Genomic DNA, 17182 nt, shown 5'->3' on the forward strand with positions numbered 1-17182 from the left:
CGCTCCCCTCTCACCCCCGAACGCCCCATCTCCGCCTGGTATCCTGGAAACCGTTCTCACCGAAAAGGGCGACCCCAACCGCGCGCCCGCGGCAGGTTGGGATTCTTACGGGAGATGATCTGTACGTGACAGTTCGCGACCAGCGCGCGCACAACGGGCTCTGAGCCATGGCTATCGACGAGCGACCCCCGGCTCCGCACCGCCCTTCTCTTGACGGGTTGACCGCACCTCAGCCGACTCGATTTCCCACCCCTGCTGCGCGGGTACGGCGCTGGCAGCGACTCTTTGCCACCCTGCTCTCGATCACCGACACGCTCGTGATCATGCTCGCCGTGTTCACAGCGCAGTTCATCCGCTTCGGTTTCGTGGGCGAAAGCCTTGTCCTCCCAGGCATCCGCAACGCAGACGTCGGAGTGGCTTATACGATCGTGTCGATCGTGATGATCGCCGGGTGGGCGCTGTCACTACGCCTTTTCGGCACCCGCGACTACAAGATCATCGGAACGGGCGTCGTCGAATACAAGCGCGTCACCAACGCGACGTTCGCTTTCTTCGGGCTCTTCGCCATCCTTGCGTTCGCCCTTCAGGCGCAGATCGGGCGCGCCTACCTTCTCATCGCCCTTCCCCTTGGCTGGCTGTTGCTGATGGTCAGCCGCTGGCTGTGGCGCAAATGGCTCATCGGGCGACGTCGTCGGGGGCGCCTGCTCAGTCACGCAGTGCTGGTCGGTGATCGCGCGAGCTCACTGCACGTCGCGCAGCAGATTCAGCGTGATCCCGGCTGCGGCCTCGAGATCGTCGGCGCGATAACCGAGCGCGGCAACACCGACCATGCCCTGTCGGATCGCGTCCCGGTGCTCGGGGACTGGAATCACCTCCTGGAGGTGGTCGATAAGGCGCGGGCGGACACCGTCATCATCACCGGAAATCACACGCTCAAGCCCCGCCACCTACGCGAGCTGGGCTGGGGCCTCGAAGAGCGCAAGGCGAACCTGATCGTTGCCCCCGCGCTCACCGATATCGCCGGCCCGCGCATCCACTCGACCCCCGTCGCCGGCCTGCCGCTCATCCACGTGGACTACCCTGAGTTCACCGGCGTGCGGTTGGCCCTCAAGCGGGCGTCCGACGTGGTGGTGAGCGGGTTGGCGCTTGTCCTTCTCTCGCCCGTGTTCCTCGTTCTCTCGGTCGTCGTGCGATCGACGAGCACGGGCCCCGCCTTCTTCCGGCAGGAACGAGTCGGCTTGCATGGCAAGCCTTTCCGCATGCTGAAGTTCCGCACGATGGTGGCAGATGCCGAGCAGCAACTCTCGTCCTTGCTTGATGCTTCCGAAGGCAATGGCGTGCTGTTCAAGATGCGCAACGATCCCCGCATCACGCCGGTCGGGCGTTTCCTTCGCCGGTACAGCATCGACGAACTGCCCCAGCTCTGGAACGTGTTCAAAGGTGACATGTCGCTCGTCGGCCCCCGCCCGCCACTGGCGAGCGAGGTCGAATCCTATGAGCGTTGGGTGCACCGACGTCTGCTCGTGAAGCCCGGCATCACCGGACTTTGGCAAGTCAGCGGTCGCAGCGATCTATCCTGGGAAGACAGCATCCGCCTGGACCTCTACTACGTGGAGAACTGGTCCGTCACGACGGACCTTGTGATTCTGTGGCGGACGGTCAAAGCTGTCGTCGCCACGAGGGGCGCATACTGACGGCCAGGTGGTGTGGCGCCCTGGACCTTGGCAATAGATGCGTGCTCCGCACGCACAACTCCTCAGGAATGGGGCGCCACAACGCGCTCGGGGCGAAGTAGGGTCACGAAGGCGATGAGCAGAACCGGAAGCAACCACGGTCGCTGATACAGCTGCGGCCCCGAAAGCGCGCCGATCCACGCAGCTGATGCTGAAGCTACCATCGCTACATCGCCACGAAACGTCACTCGTCGCCGGGCAATAGATGTTGCCCCCGACACCCCGGACAGCAGGAGGAGCAGGTAAGGCGCCACCAGGAGGGCGCCGCCAGCAACCGCGGCGTAGACGAAGACGTTGTGCGGATGCAGGTTTCCAAGCACTATTGTCGCCTCGTTCGTTAGCCCGTGGCCAACGAGCGGACTCTCCAAGAAACGCTCGAAGCCGAGCGTTATTGTGGCGATGCGCGACGCGAGCGTATTCGCTGAGTCGTAGGCGACCGCGCCGTAATCCAACGGCAAGGCGCCGAACTGCTCAACGACCTTGGATAACAAGCGCAATCCTACGGTCGAGAGAGACATCACCCACACCCCTGCCGCTGCAACGATCGCCATCCAGACGATGAGCAAGAACCGGCGCGCGACCACAGCCCCGACGGCGACGGCAACTAGCCAGGCGACCAGGCCGGTCGCCGCTTCTGCCCGCAAGATGGCGCTAAGCATCAGTGACGCGAGGGCCAAGAACACGATCCGAACGTGCGGAGTCTTTACCGGGGCGAAGATCGCAATCACGGCGCCGACCGCGAGGGTACCGCCAACCTCGACCGGATGGCCGGCCAACCCGAAATATCGACCGTTGATCTGATCGGGAAGAACCCACACGCTCCCTGCCAACACGGCGCAGCCGGCGGTAAACGCCAGCAGCACCGTCCACGCTTGTCCTGTAACCAGGACTGTCACCCCAGCAACCACGATCATCGCAACGACGGTCACTATCAGCACGCTGAACTGGGACAGCGACGTAGCAGAGTTCGCGGTCTGCGCCGAACTGGCGACGGCCACCAGCACCAACCAATAGGAGGCGACGGCTAGCGCGACGGTGACGACGAGTGCGCCGCGACCTCCGATCATCCATCCACCCACCAGGCAGAAGAATGCACACGCGACAAGCAGCCCGGTCTGCCCGAGAATCGGTATCGGCATTTCGGTCAACGGCGATACAAACGCGGCAATTGCTGCAGAAGTCAGTACAAGCGTCCGAGTTGCGGCTGTTCTTTGCATCTGCCGTTCACCGCGCTCCGTTGGGACTCGGAAATTGGTGGCGGCGTCCACGCTACGGCTCAATCCCGTGCGCATGTCCGCGCCTTAAGTTCGCAACTCGTCGCAACCGCGCCCTCGCAAGCTGCAAGTACAGCCGAGGGCTTGTCGCGATCGATTGCGCGCCCAGCCACACGCGTGCGACACCTTTCGTTCCCATCGCGCGTCTGAACTTGACCAGCGCTCTGAGATCAGCTGGCGTTCGCTCCGCGATGTCTATCCCTGCGAGCTCGGCGTAGTGCCTCCGAATCAATTCAGCAGCTTCGAGACTCCGCAATGGATATTGATCGGACTTGCCACCTACTGTGCTGTAAACACAGACACGCGACTCGAGCGTCGCGATTCGGGAGAGCATGGTCCCGCGAACCAGGGTCTCGAAGTCCTCGGCCCACCGCGGCTCCAGCGCGGGCATCGGATTCGCGAACACTTCTCTCAGCACCGCGGTCCGCCATATCACGGCGCCAGGCGGAGCCGGCGCGTGCCCTCGACGGACCAAGGCCCTAAGCGTGACTCCCTCGGGCCACAACGGCACATCCTGGGTTGCGGACACGCCGCCCGTGTTGCGGACGTATTGACCCACTACGGCGCCTAGCGTTTCATCACTGGCAAGCAGACCGCACGCAATCTCGGCTCCCTCGCGTACCAGACGATCGTCCGCATCGAGCAACACGACATACTCACTGTCGACGGAGCGAAGGCCTCGCCGCCTCGCCGCGGTTGCACCCGCGTTTTGCTGCGTCAGCACATCCGCTCCGGCCGACCAGGCAACCTGAGCGGTTCCGTCGACGGAGCCATCGTCGACTACGACAACCTTACTCGCGCCCGCGAGGAGGCCGCTCTGTATCGCGCCAGCAAGTGTTGCCTCCGCGTTAAATGCTGGGATCACGACCGTAAGGGTCCCCCGATCACTCATCGTGGATTCCAACGTTGCCAATCAGCCGCGCAGGAATCCCGACGGCAGTCATCCCCTCTCCGACGTCGCACATGACGACGGAGAGTGCGCCAATCCGCGCGTCGTTTGCGATTTGTACGTCACCGAGCACCTGCGCGTACGCGCCGAACTCCACGCGGTCCCCGACGGTCGGCACATCGAAGTCGGAGACCCTAGTGCCGATGGTAACGCCCTGTCGGAGCGTGCAACCCGCGCCCAATCTAGCCTGCGGGTTGATGATGATTCCTCCGAAGTGATGAATCATTAGGCCAGGGCCGATAGTTACACTGCGCGGGATATCTATCCCGGTTGCGAGGCGCACGACAGAGTAGAGGGTGTAGTAGATGGCGTGGACAACGGGGCGCAAGGGAAGTGGCGCCGATCGCGTCCATCGGCCGAATCGGTACACCGCGATCGCCCACAACGCAGGTTGTTGCACCCACGCCCAACGCCCGTACCGCGCGCGATCGGCGCGAAGGTGCCCGCGCTCGTGCGCACGACTCATGGGGTTCTCCTTGACATTGAGTACTTCACACTGGTCACCGAGCGCGCGGCGAAGTGCCGCACTCGACTCACAAGGCGTAAGGCGAACGGGACTCCGAGGACGTCGCGCTGAACCCGCCAGGCATCGTGAGCTATCTCACGGGATCTGGCAGTCGACAACCCGCCTACGTGAAACCTCGCGATCGGAACGTGGTGGACCGTCGCCCCGACACCGCTCGTCAGCAACCTGGCGGTGAGATCATAGTCTGCCGCGATGGGAATGTCCCGGTATCGGAGATCCGGCAGGCGTGGGTAGACGATCGATTGGTGCGACGTCGGAAGTCCGTGCCAGATGTATGACGGCTCACGACTCAATCGACGCTCCACGCGGGACTGATAGACGCGTTCGAAGTCGAAGAGCGCCATCTGTCCCTCTACGAGGCAGGCCGCGAGCTCGTCGTAATCATCAACGAGGCACTCGTCGCCGCCATTCAGGTACCAGATGTGATTGCCCTGCGCGCGAAGAGTGGCAGAGTTCATCGCGTTGTAGATACCGTCATCTGGCGCGGACTCAATCTGACTCCACGGGTACGCCTCGGCGATACGACCGAGGTCAAAGCTACTGCCACCGTCCTGGACGATGCACTCTACTCTCGACCTCGCGGATCTCATCAACGAATCGAGCGAATGTAGCGTTCTTCGCAAACCCTCCTCGTCTTGATAAGTGACGGTCACCACGGACAGGCACGGAGCGGGACGGTGGCGCGACGATCCGAAGTCTCGATCACCCACTGAAGACCTCCTCGTATACGTCGAGATACCTTCTCGCCATCACGGAGGGCGCGAAAACGCCGACCTCGTGCGGCTCGGCGGTGGGCGCAATCGGCATATCGCTCACGGCGGACGCCAACTCTGCGCCGTGCGAGACGATACGAACTCGCGGGGTCCATGCAAGTTCGCGGGCTGCCTGCGAATCGACCGCGACGACTCGCATCCCGGCGGTCAGCGCCTCCACCAAGGTGAGAGGGTAGTAGTCGACGGTGGAGGTAAAAACGAGAACGTCGTGCGCCTTCATGATCGCGGCCAGCTCTTCACGCGATCTGGTCGACGCAACGTATCTGACGTTTGGCAAGATTTCCTGTGGGTTATCACCGATGATCGTGAGTTCGACGCCCCCGGCCCCCGAAACGGCGCGAAGCACATCCCAGTCGACTTTCTGCGGATCGCGTAGATCACGGCAGATGAATAGCGCGCGCACCTTTGGCCCGCTTGTCGTCCGCCACTCGGCAGTAGCGGCTTCCCAAAATCTCCTATCAACCGAGTTGGTGATCGTTCGTACAGGTCCGAGGCCGTTGGCTTCTGCTAGGTCCGCAAGCCAGCCGGCGCACGACACTAACGCGAACCGCCCTGTGGAATGCAGCTCGGCGACAAGTTCGCGTCGGGTTGACCAATGCTCAGCAGCACGGTCTACTCGAGCAGGCGGGTATGCCCGCAGATCAGGACACGGCTGACAACCGGTGGCGAATTTGTTGCATGCGCCCGGCTGCGCACACCTCCCGGTAAAGTGCCACTGATCGTGCATGGTCCAAACCAGCGGCTTTCGGGCGTCTGTAACCGCGCTGACGAGTTGGTGCGGATTTGCCATGTATGAGTGAACGGCGTGGAAGTGGACGACGTCGGCCCAATCGACCGCCTGTCGAAACTCCTCCCAACGTCGGGGCCCGCGGATACGAGATTCTTCGCCGAGAAGCTCAAAGGAGATCTTGTTCACCGCCGCCACCTGCATTGCAGTGAGCCTCACGGCTGCCAAGGCGGCCGCTTCGGGAGAGTCGCCGCCGTGAGGGCCGTAGCCGTAGACGAATCGGCTGTTGACCGCACTATGCGCCAACTCGTCCGCCAGCGTCCTGGCGACGCCTGCTGCGCCCCCTTCTGACAGGCGCACATTCACCTGAAGTACGTTCTTCACACGCATGTTACAACTCTCACCAATTGTTGTATGTCCAGAATCCGGACAAAGTTGACACAACACAGAAGATCAGGCAAGGGAGGATCCATGCCCCAGCTACCTGGAGGAGCATCCGCGAACGCCGCCCCCCGGAGACGTCACCGCCATGGGTGGCAAGCAAGATGGCAGGCGTAGCGAGCCCCGTCAGAACCAGCGCCACGACTGCCGCCTGCGTGGAAAGGATCGCGCATAGAATCACTGCTAACGGCCCGACACACACGGCAGCCAACTGTGCGAGTGACTTGGCAGCCGAGGCGACTATCTGCAATTGCCATGCAAAGAATGTCGTGGTCGCCACACTCGGCAGAGCGCAACTCATGGCTGCAATAAACACGTTGACCATCGGCCATGCAGGCCCGAACATCACGATGGAAATGAGCTGAGAAAATAGGCCAATCAGGATGCCAGACAGACCGGCCATTAGCAGAAGAGCTCTCCAGATACGGCGGCCCAACTCGCGTCGGCTATGACCTTCCGCGCCGGCGAGTCTCGCGACAATGGCGCCGCCGACCGAGAGCTGAAGCTGAGTCACGGGTACCACGACCAACTGATAAGTTCGCGCGTACGCAGCGGCGGCTGACGCAGGAATCAGGAACGGCAGTATCCCACTATCCAAAGATCTACCGGCGTAGGACGCGACATTGATCGGCATCACACGCAAGCCGTATCGAATTGCATCTCCGACACCCGACAGACGCCGATCCCGGGCGTTGAAATCCTTAGCGTGCATGCGGCGGCTCAAGCCGTCGGAGACCAGGTAGAGGCAGCATCGGCAGAGCGCGACAATCAGAAGCTGAAGGCATAGGACGATGACGCTCTGCGTTGCGGCAGCGGCCGCGATTGCTGCGAGGACGGAAACGGCCATCGAAGAAACGTCAATCGCAGCAATGCGCGCATAGTAGCCCGCGACCAGGAGAGACGCTCTCGGCACTTGTGCACAGAACTGACACAACACAGCTGCCGCCATCGTCGTCGAGATCGCAACTGGCGAACTAGACGCATCCAGTAAGCCGGAGATCCCCAAAAGGAGAACGAAAACCACGCCAGCGCAGAGCGCCGCCGTGATGCCAGCGACGGCCCACGCGCTTCGCCGGGTTTGCCGATCCACACCTGACACGAGCAGGTAGCCCTGCGGAGACAAGTCAAGGAGGAGCGCAAGCAAGCTAAAGACGAACACAATCACAGCGAACGCCGCGAAGGGGTCGGGGCCGAGCAATCGGGCGAGAACCGCGAAGGCAACGGTTGAAATGACGAGGGACGCGATCTGACCCATCGCCAACCAGCCAAGCCTGGGCAGCCGGAGGAGAGCCCGCCGCAAGGACTTAGTTGTCAATTCGGATCCAGGAGTCGCGCGCCGGAGAGAGGTGATCGTCGCGATCGAAGAACCATGTCCTGGGTCCAATAGTGCGACCTGCAGGAGCCAGCAATTCGCCTGCCCACCACGAGAAGGTGCTGTTCGGAATCACTAGATCACCCGCCGATCCCATCGCCAGGATGGTCTCGAGCGGCGAGCGTAGGTCGTCGGCTGAAATAATTTGCGCACGTCGAGCGCCGAATGTCCGATATACATAGTCCGGATCGTCGGTGAAGTAGTAAATCGCCGCGGGACTTACACCGAGATAGTCGAAGGCGTCAAAATAGTACTCGGGCCTAATTGTGCCGAAGGTGCGGACCGAGGAATCAAGGGAGACGTAGTCTCCCCTGCGTACGTGCGCCACCGGCGCCCCCGCTACACGCCTCGAGATCAGGCTCCCGGTTTTGCTTAGGGTGACGGAGCGCAGTCTTTGGACTGTCCGCTTGGTCCCGCCCTGGATAGATGCTTGATCCTGAAAGAATCCCACGAGAAGCGCGTTCCCTGCAGGCCGTTCAGCAATAGAGGTAACAATTTCGCGACGGAGTGGAGCGGTACGGTGGCGTAGCACACCGGCTCGGTTGTACGGGGACCCAGTCAGCGCGATCTCAGCAATAGACGCTCTCGGAATATCGCTCGTCAGGCGATCGAGTTCGAACGATCTCTTACGGTCCCGGGCGTAGCTGGCAGTTGAGATACGCAGACGACCACCTGTCGACTTCGCCAACAAGTCGCCCGCGTTCAGCTGAAAGAGCTGATTGCCGAGACCGCCTTGGAGCCAGAGAGTGATCGAATGCTCGCCGCTCATGGTGATCGCTCTTCCCAGTCAGGCGCGGATCGAGTCGCGAACCGCTCGCCCCGTGTGCCGTAAACCCCAAGCATGCAGTTGCTGGGGACATCCCGGTCAACGCAGGTGGTGGGAGCGATCAGCGCAGATCGCCCGATCGTCACGCCACCAAGAACCACACAACGTGATGTAACCCACGCACCATCTTCGACGTGGATTGGCCTGGTAACGAGCGACATATCTGTTCGGTGTGCGTGACTTCCCGTCGACAAGAAAGTCTCCTGGGAGATGACTACGTCGTGACCCACGTAGATGTGATCTTGGTTATGGAACCAGACCCCTTCGCCGATCCAAGACCGATCGCCGATATGCAGCTTCCACGGAAACCTCACTCGAGTGCGAGGCCGGAAGACCACTCCGCGCCCGATCTCAGCCCCGAACGCTCGAAGGACGGCGACGCGCAAGCGAGTGCTGATCTGAAGAGGGTTCGTTACCAAGAGGAGTTCGCAAAGACCCCACAGGTAGACGACCCACGCCGGCCTATCCCATGATGCGCGTTCCCCCGGCGCCTTGGACAGGTCGATGACCGGTATCTGCGGCACTTCACACTCCCCGAATCTGACTCGTGTACCTCTACGATAACCTCGAAGGTATGACCGGCCCGCCAACGCGAGTCCTTCTCATGGGGCTGAACTATCCGCCAGAGCGGACCGGAGTCGCACCGTACACGGGAGCAGCAGCCGCCGGGCTCAGACTCCGGGGAATCGCCACAGGCGTGATCACGGCACACCCTCACTACCCGAGCTGGCGGATCTTCGAAGGATACGGTCAGTGGTCGCGGCGGGAAACGATCGCCGACGTGGACGTCCGGCGAGTCCGGCACTACGTGCCTCGGAAGCCGTCGACGGTTCGTCGGGTCGTCTCTGAACTAACCTTCGGCGCTCGGCAGGTCTGGACGCGATGGGGCTCACCCGATGTCATCGTGGCCGTCTCACCTGCCCTCTTGGCAACAGCTCTGGTAGTCGCGCGTGCGAAGTTGATCAGCCACGGAACCCCGGTGGTTGTGTGGGTGCAGGACCTGTATACGGTCGGTGTGACCGAGACAGGGCGAGGCGGCCGTGGATCGCGCAGGGCAATCAGCGCGATCGAAGGATGGGTCCTGCGTAACGCGGCGGCGGTCATAGTGATCCACAAACGGTTCGCAGACCGAATCACGAAGGACTTCGGGGTACCCGGGGATAAAATCCAAGTCGTGCGCAACTGGGCTCATCTCGGGCCGATGTCACCGCTGAACACGGACTCTGTTCGAGCGTCGCACGGCTGGCGCGACGACGAGACTGTAGTGCTCCACGCTGGAAACATTGGTGTGAAGCAAGGACTCGAGAACGTTATAGAGGCGGCGCGCCTCGCGGCGGATAGAAAGGCGCCCTTGCGCTTTGTCTTCTTGGGCGGCGGCGGCGAGCGCGACCGCATACGCGCTCTCGCGAATCATCTTCCCACCGTTCAGTTCATCGATCCCCTACCGGACGAGGAGTTCGCCTCCACTCTCATCGCGGCCGACGTGCTCCTTGTGAACGAGAAGGCCGGAGTCGCTGAGATGGCGGTGCCGAGCAAGCTCACATCGTACTTCAGTACCGGGCGACCGGTGCTCGCCGCGACAGACCACGACGGGATCACCGCAGAGGAGGTCGCGGCGGCCGGCGCCGGTCTCGTCGTCGCTTCCGACGATCCCGCAAGTCTGCTGGCAGGGGCACTCGCCCTCCGAGCGCAGCCTGAAGCTGCACGTCGCCACGGCGAGAACGGCTTAAGGTATCGTCAAACGGTTCTCGACGAAGAGACGGCCCTCGACCGATTGTCCGAGATTCTCACAGCCGTCGCCGCGGAACGCGCGACACCCAGCGGGAGACAGCACACCACCGCTGCGGAAGCCCCGAACGGAGTACCACTTGACTAAGCGCGCCCTGATCACCGGAATCACCGGGCAGGATGGATCGTACCTGGCGGAGCTTTTGCTCGCCAAGGGGTACGAAGTCCACGGCTTGATCCGCCGAGCTTCGACGTTCAATACTGGCCGGATCGACCACCTGTACGTCGACCCGCACGACCCTAGCGCGAAGCTATTCCTTCACTTTGGCGACCTCAGCGACGGAGCACGCCTGGTCACGTTGCTGGCTCAGATCAATCCGACTGAGGTCTACAACCTGGCGGCCCAGTCACACGTGCGCGTGTCTTTCGACGAGCCGGAGCACACGGCCGACACCACGGGTACCGGAACGATCCGCATGCTTGAGGCCGTGCGTCTCTCCGGTGTCGATACTCGCTTCTATCAGGCATCGTCGTCCGAGCTCTACGGCGCTACGCCGCCACCTCAGAGCGAGACCACGCCGTTTTACCCCCGCTCGCCGTATGCGGCGGCGAAGCTCTACAGCTTCTGGATCACGAAGAACTACCGCGAGGCGTACGACATGTACGCGGTGAACGGCATCCTCTTCAACCACGAGTCCCCGCGCCGCGGCGAGACGTTCGTGACCAGGAAGATCACCCGCGCGGTCGCCCGCATCAAGGCAGGAGTCCAGAAGGATCTGTATCTCGGCAACCTTGAATCGGTGCGCGACTGGGGTTACGCCGCGGAGTACGTCGAAGGCATGTGGCGGATGCTGCAGGCCGACGCGCCCGACGACTACGTGCTCGCCACAGGCGTTGGGTACACCATCAAAGACTTCCTGGAAGCATCCTTCAGCCACGTCGGCCTCGACTGGCAGGAGTACGTGAAGTTCGACGAGCGCTACTTGCGCCCCACCGAGGTAGACGCACTGATCGGTGACCCGTCCAGAGCGCGTGAGAAGCTGGGGTGGGAAGCGACTGTAGATGGACTGCAGTTGGCAAGACTCATGGTCGATGCTGACGTTGAGGCGCTCGAGCACGAGGGGCGCCCGTGGATCGACGAGGTCAGGCTTCCTGCCTGGACGGCGGCGCGCTGATGGCAAGCGATGGCGTTGACTACACGCCCGGCAAACTCGATCGTGACGCCACGTTTTACGTCGCGGGACACCGCGGCCTGGTGGGATCCGCAATCCGGCGACGGCTGGAGTCGGCCGGTTTCGAAAACATCGTCGGCAAGACGTCCACGGAACTCGACCTGAAGGACCGTGACGCGGTCTTCTCGTATATGCAGCAGATCAAACCGAAGTACGTCGTCCTCGCTGCTGCCAAGGTGGGCGGGATCCTCGCAAATAGCACATACCCCGTCGATTTCCTGAGTGACAACGTCCGGATACAGACAAACGTTCTCGACGCGGCCCTTCGCAATGACGTCGAACGTGTGGTCTTCCTCGGTTCGTCATGCATTTACCCCAAGTTCGCCCCGCAACCAATCCGAGAGGATTCGTTGCTCACCGGCCACCTCGAACCGACCAACGACGCATATGCAATCGCAAAGATCGCCGGGATCATGCACACGCAGTCGGTGCGGCGGCAGTACGGACTCCCCTGGATTTCGGCAATGCCCACGAACCTCTATGGGCCCAACGACAACTTCTCACCGACGGGGTCACACGTCCTGCCCGCACTGATTCGCCGGTATGACGAGGCCCAGAAAGCTGGTGCCGCGCTAGTCACGAACTGGGGAACCGGGACGCCTCGTCGTGAGTTCCTCCACGCGGACGACATGGCTGACGCGGTGCTCCACCTACTGGAGCATTACGACGGTCCCGACCAGGTCAATGTCGGCACCGGCTCTGACGTAACGATCGCGGAAATCGCCGAGACGATTGCTCGCGTGACGGGGTACCAAGGCGAGACAGCCTGGGACACGTCGAAGCCTGACGGTACACCCCAGAAGCTGCTCGACGTATCCAAGCTCTCTGAGGCCGGGTGGACCTCTCGCATTTCCCTCGAAGAAGGTCTCGAACGAACCGTTGCGTGGTATCGAGACCACGTCGGCGCGTTGCGCGACTAACGGGCAGCCCGATGAAGCTTTCTGTAGTCGGCTGCGGCTATCTAGGCGCGGTCCACGCCGCGGCGATGGCATCAATCGGCCACCAAGTTGTAGGGATCGATGTCGACGCCCGCAAGATCGACTCGCTGTCACGAGGCGAAGCACCGTTCTTCGAACCGGGTCTCCCCCAGATTTTGCGCGACGGCGTCGCGTCCGGCCGCCTCACCTTTACCACCGACATGGCCGCTGCGGCGGGGTCAGCCGTGCATTTCATCGGGGTTGGCACTCCGCAGCAGAGAGATGGGTACGCCGCCGATCTCACGTTCGTAAACGCTGCGATCGACGCGCTGCTTCCTTACCTCTCGCCCGGAGATATCGTCGCTGGCAAGTCGACGGTTCCCGTCGGCACGGCGACGGAGCTCGCTCTCCGGGTGCGCCCCACCGGCGCCATCCTCACCTGGAACCCCGAGTTTCTTCGCGAGGGTTGGGCCCTCAAAGACACTATCGACCCGGATCGGCTCGTTGTCGGTGCGCCTGTGGGCGAAGACGGCCAGCGAGCCGCCGAAATCCTCCGCAAGGTCTATCACCCGGCGATCGCCAAGGGCACACCTTTCATCGTCACTGACCTCGCGACTGCCGAACTTGTAAAGGTTTCGGCGAACGCGTTCCTCGCCACCAAGATCTCGTTTATCAACGCAATGGCTGAGATCGCCGAAGTCGCCGGCGCTGATGTGACGCAGCTCGCGGATGCGATCGGGATCGACGACCGTATTGGGAGACGCTTCCTCGGCGCCGGCATCGGCTTCGGCGGCGGCTGCCTCCCCAAGGACATAAGAGCGTTCACCGCGCGTGCCGAGGAACTCGGGCGGGGCGAGTCCATTGCGTTCCTCCACGAGGTGGACGCCATCAACATGCGTCGGCGTGACCGGGCCGTAGAACTCGTCGTCAAGGCGCTCGGCGGGGCGGTATTCGAGCGGAATGTGACGCTCCTCGGCGCCGCATTCAAGCCGCACTCCGACGATGTCCGGGACTCGCCCGCGCTCGACGTGGCCGTTCGACTCCGGGGCCTCGGTGCAAATGTTACCGTTACCGACCCCGCAGCCATCGAGAACGCCCGACGCGTCCACCCACAGCTGGCCTATGTCGCGGACCGCGACCAAGCACTTCGCGGGGCGGATGCTGTCGTTCTCGTCACCGAGTGGGACGAATACCGCCGTGAGTTGGCCCCTGAGCATGCAGCGGCGCTAGTTAAGGTCCCCATCATGATCGATGGACGGAACGCCTTCGATCCGGCAGCCTGGCGGGCGGCTGGTTGGACGTACTACGGCATGGGGCGCCCGTAACGATCGCATTCTCCCCTCACCGCACGTTTCCGACCGCCCCACGTAGCATCGATAGGGTTTCACCGCGCCATAGCCACGGCGACCGAAGGGAAGTCATGTTCGAGATCCTTACCGTGTGTACCGGCAACATCTGCCGGTCGCCGCTGGCGGAGACGCTATTGCGCACTCGACTGGCTGCGTACGAGCCACGCGTGCACAGCGCGGGCACCATGGGTCTCGACTCCTCGCCGATGACGCCCGAAGCGGTTCGGCTGGCGGTCGGCTTCGGCGTCGCACAGGACCTCGTGGACGCACACCTGTCGCGCTATCTGACGGAGGCCGAGTTGCGCTCGCCCGACCTCATCCTAGCGATGAGCCGCGAGCACAGGCGCAAGATCGTGGAGCTCGCGCCGGCTCGCCTTCGCTCGACGTTCACACTGCGCGAATTCGCCCGCCTCGCCAATGACACCTCAGATGAGGAGATCGCCGCCGCGGCCGTCACCGCTGGGGCCGATGGTTCGGCACGGGCCCGCGCCGCCGTCGCCACCGTCGCTGCCCAGCGCGGCATGAGCGCGCCACCGGCCGACCCCGCCGACGACGACGTGATCGACCCGTATCGACGGTCGTGGGACACCTACCAGCTCTCAGCGTCGCAACTCGTCCCGGCCATCGATCAGGTCGTGCGGGTCATGAGCGTCGCCATGACAGCACGGTGAGCGAAGAACCCAACCGGGCTCCTCAGCCTCCGCCGAGGTCCTCAGGCGGATCCACCGGCGGATCCGGCACGGGCTCTGTGCCCGTCCCGGGATCAGTGCCCGTGCCGGGGTCTTCCGGAGGCGGCGCCTGCTCCTGCCGACGGCGCTCCTCTTCCTCCCTCGCCAGCTGCTCGGCGATGGCGATCTCGGCGCGCAGCTGGTCGTCACGCAGTGCGGTCACCGCGGTCGAATAGGCCGGGAGGGTGGCAACCGAGGTCGGCGTCGCGAGCGCGCTTGCTGCCACGGCATCCGCGGTCTGAATCACCGCTTCGCGGAACGACTCGTCGGCGTCGGGATTCTCTTCGACGATCGACGCAGCGCTCGCGGGCACCGTCGCCGCGAAAGTCGCCATCGCAGCGGTGAACGTGCGGTCGAGCGCTACGACCTCCTCGCGCAGGTCGTCGACCTGCGTAGCCACCGCTGACACCTCCGACGATCGTGTGGTGACTTCGTCGATCGCGGCGCCGATCGACGAGAGCGACTCTTCGTCGACCGCAGGCGGTGTGAACTCGCCCACTGCGGGCGGGACGGTGAGACTCTCAAGCGCTGACAGGTAGGCGACCCGCGCTGCTTCGGCAGCCGCGAGCGCCGCCTCGTCGCTCATGCCTTCGAGCTGTTCCAGCGGCAGCGCCAACTGCTGCGCATGGGCGATGCTGCCCGCCCGTGCCTCGTCGAGCCGGCCGATGGAGGCGTTGACTGCCTGAGTCTCGTTCGCGAGGACTGCCTCGGTCTGCGTAAGGGTGCGCACCGCATCGCCCTCGGGCGATGACGAAGAGATGACCACCCCTGCGATGATGCTCGCGATCACGACTGCGACCACCGCCAGCGCAGCCATGACGATGCTGAGCACGTCGACCTGATTGCCGGCGCGTCGCACGCTCGTCGGACCCGCCACCGGCCCGGCCGCCATCGTCGTCGCACGACCGCGCGGTCCGACAAGTGCCTGCAGTGCGGGGATGTCGTCGACCGGAGCTGGCGCCGCGGCGACGGGCTTGCGTGGCTTGGCGAACAGCTCCTCGAGGCGCTCGGACTGCTCCACGCTCGCCACCGGGGTCGCCACACCCGACCGACCGGACGAACCGCCGGCGAAGAGGTGCGCGAGGGAGCTCATGGGGCCCTTCCGGAATATGGGAGGATCAGGAGTACAGTTCGGAGCCGACGTCCGTGCCGCAGCCAGAATATCGGGCAGCGACGGTCCCGACATCGAAGACCTGTGAGGGATCGTTGCAGATCAGAGACTACATCGCGCTCGTCCGGCGAAGCTGGGTGCTGATCCTCGCGTGCACGGTCATCGGCGGCTCGGTCGGCGCTGCTTTCGCCTTCCTCTCACCCGCCACGTACCAGTCGACGAGCCAGCTCTTCGTCTCCGTGCGGAACACCGGCGCCGCGCTGGACCTCGCGCAGAGCACCAGCTACGCGCGCCAGGCGGTGACCAGCTACGTCCGGGTGATCCCCACCGCCATCGTGCTCGACCCCGTCGTCGAGGACCTGGGCCTGGACATCACCTCACGTCAGCTCGCGGGGCAGGTGATAGCATCCGCTCCGCTCAATACGCAGATCATCACGATCACCGTCACCGACCGGAACCCCAGCCAGGCCGCGCAACTCGCCAACGCGATCGCCGACAGCTTCGCCACGACGGTTGCGACCGAGCTGGAGGCCCCTACCGGAACCGACACCGACAGCAAGGTGCGAGTGGACACGATCTCGCCTGCCAAGGTGCCGACCGAACCGTCTTCCCCGAACTTGCGCGTGGATCTTGCCCTCGGACTGCTCATCGGGCTGGCCGCCGGCGTGGGGCTCGCGGTGCTGCGCTCCCTGCTCGACACGCGCGTACGGACGCCCGCCGACATCGAGTCTGTCGTGGACGCGCCGATTCTGGGCGGCATTCCCTTCGACCCCGACTCGGCGACGCGGCCGCTGATCGTGCAGGTCGCACCGCGCGACCCCCGGGCGGAAGCCTTCCGGCGGGTCCGGACCAACGTGCAGTTCCTCAACCTGGAAGCCGAGGCGCCGACCTTCGTCATCACGAGCTCCGCTCCTGCGGAGGGCAAGTCGACGACGGCCGCGAACCTCGCGCTGACGCTCGCAGAGACCGGCATGCGCGTCGCCCTGGTCGACGCCGACCTGCGCAAACCCCGCCTCGCCGACAACTTCAACATCGAAGGCGGGGTCGGGCTGTCTGACGTGCTGGCCGGCCGCGTACCGCTGTCGGGCGCCTTCCAGCAGTGGGGACGCAGCAAGCTTTTCCTGCTGCCCGCCGGCACGCTGCCCCCCAACCCGGCTGAACTGCTGGGGTCGCGGTCCATGTGGCAGACGCTCGAAGAGATGCGCCGCGCGTTCGACTACATCCTCATCGACGCACCCCCGCTGCTCGCGGTCACCGATGCGGCCGTAGTCTCGCGCCTCACGACCGGCGCCATCCTCGTCGCCGCGTCAGGTGCGACCCGCAAGCCGCAGCTCGCCGGCGCCGTCAAGGCGATCGCCGGCGCCGACGCGCGGCTTCTCGGCGTGGTCATCACCAAGCTTCCGACCAAAGGCCCCGACAGCACCGCGTACGGGCAGTACACGTACGGCGTGACGCACGCGGCCCCCTAGCACCTTCACAGGCGCGCCGTGTGCGCT

15 protein-coding genes are annotated in these 17182 nt (G+C 63.8%); 7 read left to right on the forward strand and 8 right to left on the reverse strand.

All coding sequences use genetic code 11. The features are described from left to right. Window positions 1-167 precede the first annotated feature (167 nt). Entirely contained in the window at window positions 168-1694 is a 1527-nt protein-coding gene (locus tag H9622_RS09050; RefSeq protein WP_191766049.1) for a sugar transferase, read from the forward strand. 62 nt (window positions 1695-1756) lie between these two features. Here H9622_RS09050 and H9622_RS09055 read toward each other — a convergent pair whose 3' ends face one another. The 7 genes from H9622_RS09055 to H9622_RS09085 are packed head-to-tail and all read right to left on the reverse strand — an operon-like array spanning window position 1757 to window position 8564. Next, on the reverse strand, window positions 1757-3001 hold the full coding sequence (locus tag H9622_RS09055) for a hypothetical protein (protein ID WP_191766050.1): 1245 nt from the start codon (window positions 2999-3001) through the stop codon (window positions 1757-1759). A 1-nt stretch (window position 3002) separates the two neighbouring features. Further along, a complete protein-coding gene (locus tag H9622_RS16160; RefSeq protein ID WP_225221838.1) occupies window positions 3003-3899 on the reverse strand; it encodes a glycosyltransferase family 2 protein in 897 nt (298 codons plus the stop codon). Further along, the gene (locus tag H9622_RS09065) at window positions 3892-4422 is read right to left on the reverse strand and encodes a serine O-acetyltransferase (protein ID WP_191766052.1); all 531 of its coding nucleotides are present in this window, start codon (window positions 4420-4422) and stop codon (window positions 3892-3894) included. The genes H9622_RS16160 and H9622_RS09065 overlap by 8 nt, the downstream gene beginning before the upstream one ends. Continuing rightward, on the reverse strand, window positions 4419-5192 hold the full coding sequence (locus H9622_RS16165; RefSeq protein WP_404802864.1) for a glycosyltransferase: 774 nt from the start codon (window positions 5190-5192) through the stop codon (window positions 4419-4421). Before H9622_RS16165 ends, H9622_RS09065 begins: the two co-directional genes overlap by 4 nt. Beyond that, window positions 5185-6372: a glycosyltransferase gene (locus tag H9622_RS09075; protein ID WP_191766054.1), complete on the reverse strand. Its 1188-nt coding sequence runs from the start codon at window positions 6370-6372 to the stop codon at window positions 5185-5187. The genes H9622_RS16165 and H9622_RS09075 overlap by 8 nt, the downstream gene beginning before the upstream one ends. 10 nt (window positions 6373-6382) lie before the next feature. Then, window positions 6383-7678: an oligosaccharide flippase family protein gene (locus tag H9622_RS09080; protein ID WP_191766055.1), complete on the reverse strand. Its 1296-nt coding sequence runs from the start codon at window positions 7676-7678 to the stop codon at window positions 6383-6385. A gap of 49 nt (window positions 7679-7727) precedes the next feature. Further along, complete coding sequence (locus tag H9622_RS09085) at window positions 7728-8564, reverse strand: alpha-1,2-fucosyltransferase (protein ID WP_191766056.1); 837 nt, start codon at window positions 8562-8564, stop codon at window positions 7728-7730. Between the two features lie 604 nt (window positions 8565-9168). Here H9622_RS09085 and H9622_RS09090 point away from each other — a divergent pair. The 5 genes from H9622_RS09090 to H9622_RS09110 all read left to right on the forward strand — a co-directional run bounded on the left by H9622_RS09090 (window position 9169) and on the right by H9622_RS09110 (window position 14518). Then, window positions 9169-10497 (forward strand): glycosyltransferase family 4 protein, encoded by a 1329-nt coding sequence (locus H9622_RS09090; RefSeq protein WP_318247075.1) that lies wholly within the window; start codon window positions 9169-9171, stop codon window positions 10495-10497. After that, a complete protein-coding gene (gene gmd / locus H9622_RS09095) occupies window positions 10490-11524 on the forward strand; it encodes a GDP-mannose 4,6-dehydratase (RefSeq protein WP_191766057.1) in 1035 nt (344 codons plus the stop codon). The genes H9622_RS09090 and gmd overlap by 8 nt, the downstream gene beginning before the upstream one ends. Next, complete coding sequence (locus H9622_RS09100) at window positions 11524-12501, forward strand: GDP-L-fucose synthase family protein (protein ID WP_191766156.1); 978 nt, start codon at window positions 11524-11526, stop codon at window positions 12499-12501. The genes gmd and H9622_RS09100 overlap by 1 nt, the downstream gene beginning before the upstream one ends. An 11-nt stretch (window positions 12502-12512) precedes the next feature. Then, window positions 12513-13823, forward strand: a complete 1311-nt coding sequence (locus H9622_RS09105) for a UDP-glucose dehydrogenase family protein (RefSeq protein WP_191766058.1) — start codon at window positions 12513-12515, stop codon at window positions 13821-13823. Window positions 13824-13918: 95 nt separating this feature from the next. Then, a complete protein-coding gene (locus tag H9622_RS09110; protein WP_191766059.1) occupies window positions 13919-14518 on the forward strand; it encodes an arsenate reductase/protein-tyrosine-phosphatase family protein in 600 nt (199 codons plus the stop codon). 22 nt (window positions 14519-14540) lie between these two features. Here the strand turns inward: H9622_RS09110 and H9622_RS09115 are convergent, their stop codons facing one another. Next, window positions 14541-15668, reverse strand: a complete 1128-nt coding sequence (locus H9622_RS09115) for a hypothetical protein (RefSeq protein WP_191766060.1) — start codon at window positions 15666-15668, stop codon at window positions 14541-14543. A 113-nt stretch (window positions 15669-15781) separates the two neighbouring features. On the opposite strand from H9622_RS09115, the gene H9622_RS09120 reads away from it, so the two are divergent. Then, window positions 15782-17155, forward strand: coding sequence for a polysaccharide biosynthesis tyrosine autokinase (locus H9622_RS09120; RefSeq protein ID WP_191766061.1), 1374 nt, complete (start codon window positions 15782-15784; stop codon window positions 17153-17155). Window positions 17156-17182 lie beyond the last annotated feature (27 nt).

Origin of the sequence: Microbacterium gallinarum (assembly GCF_014837165.1) — a bacterium.
GTDB lineage: Bacteria > Actinomycetota > Actinomycetes > Actinomycetales > Microbacteriaceae > Microbacterium > Microbacterium gallinarum.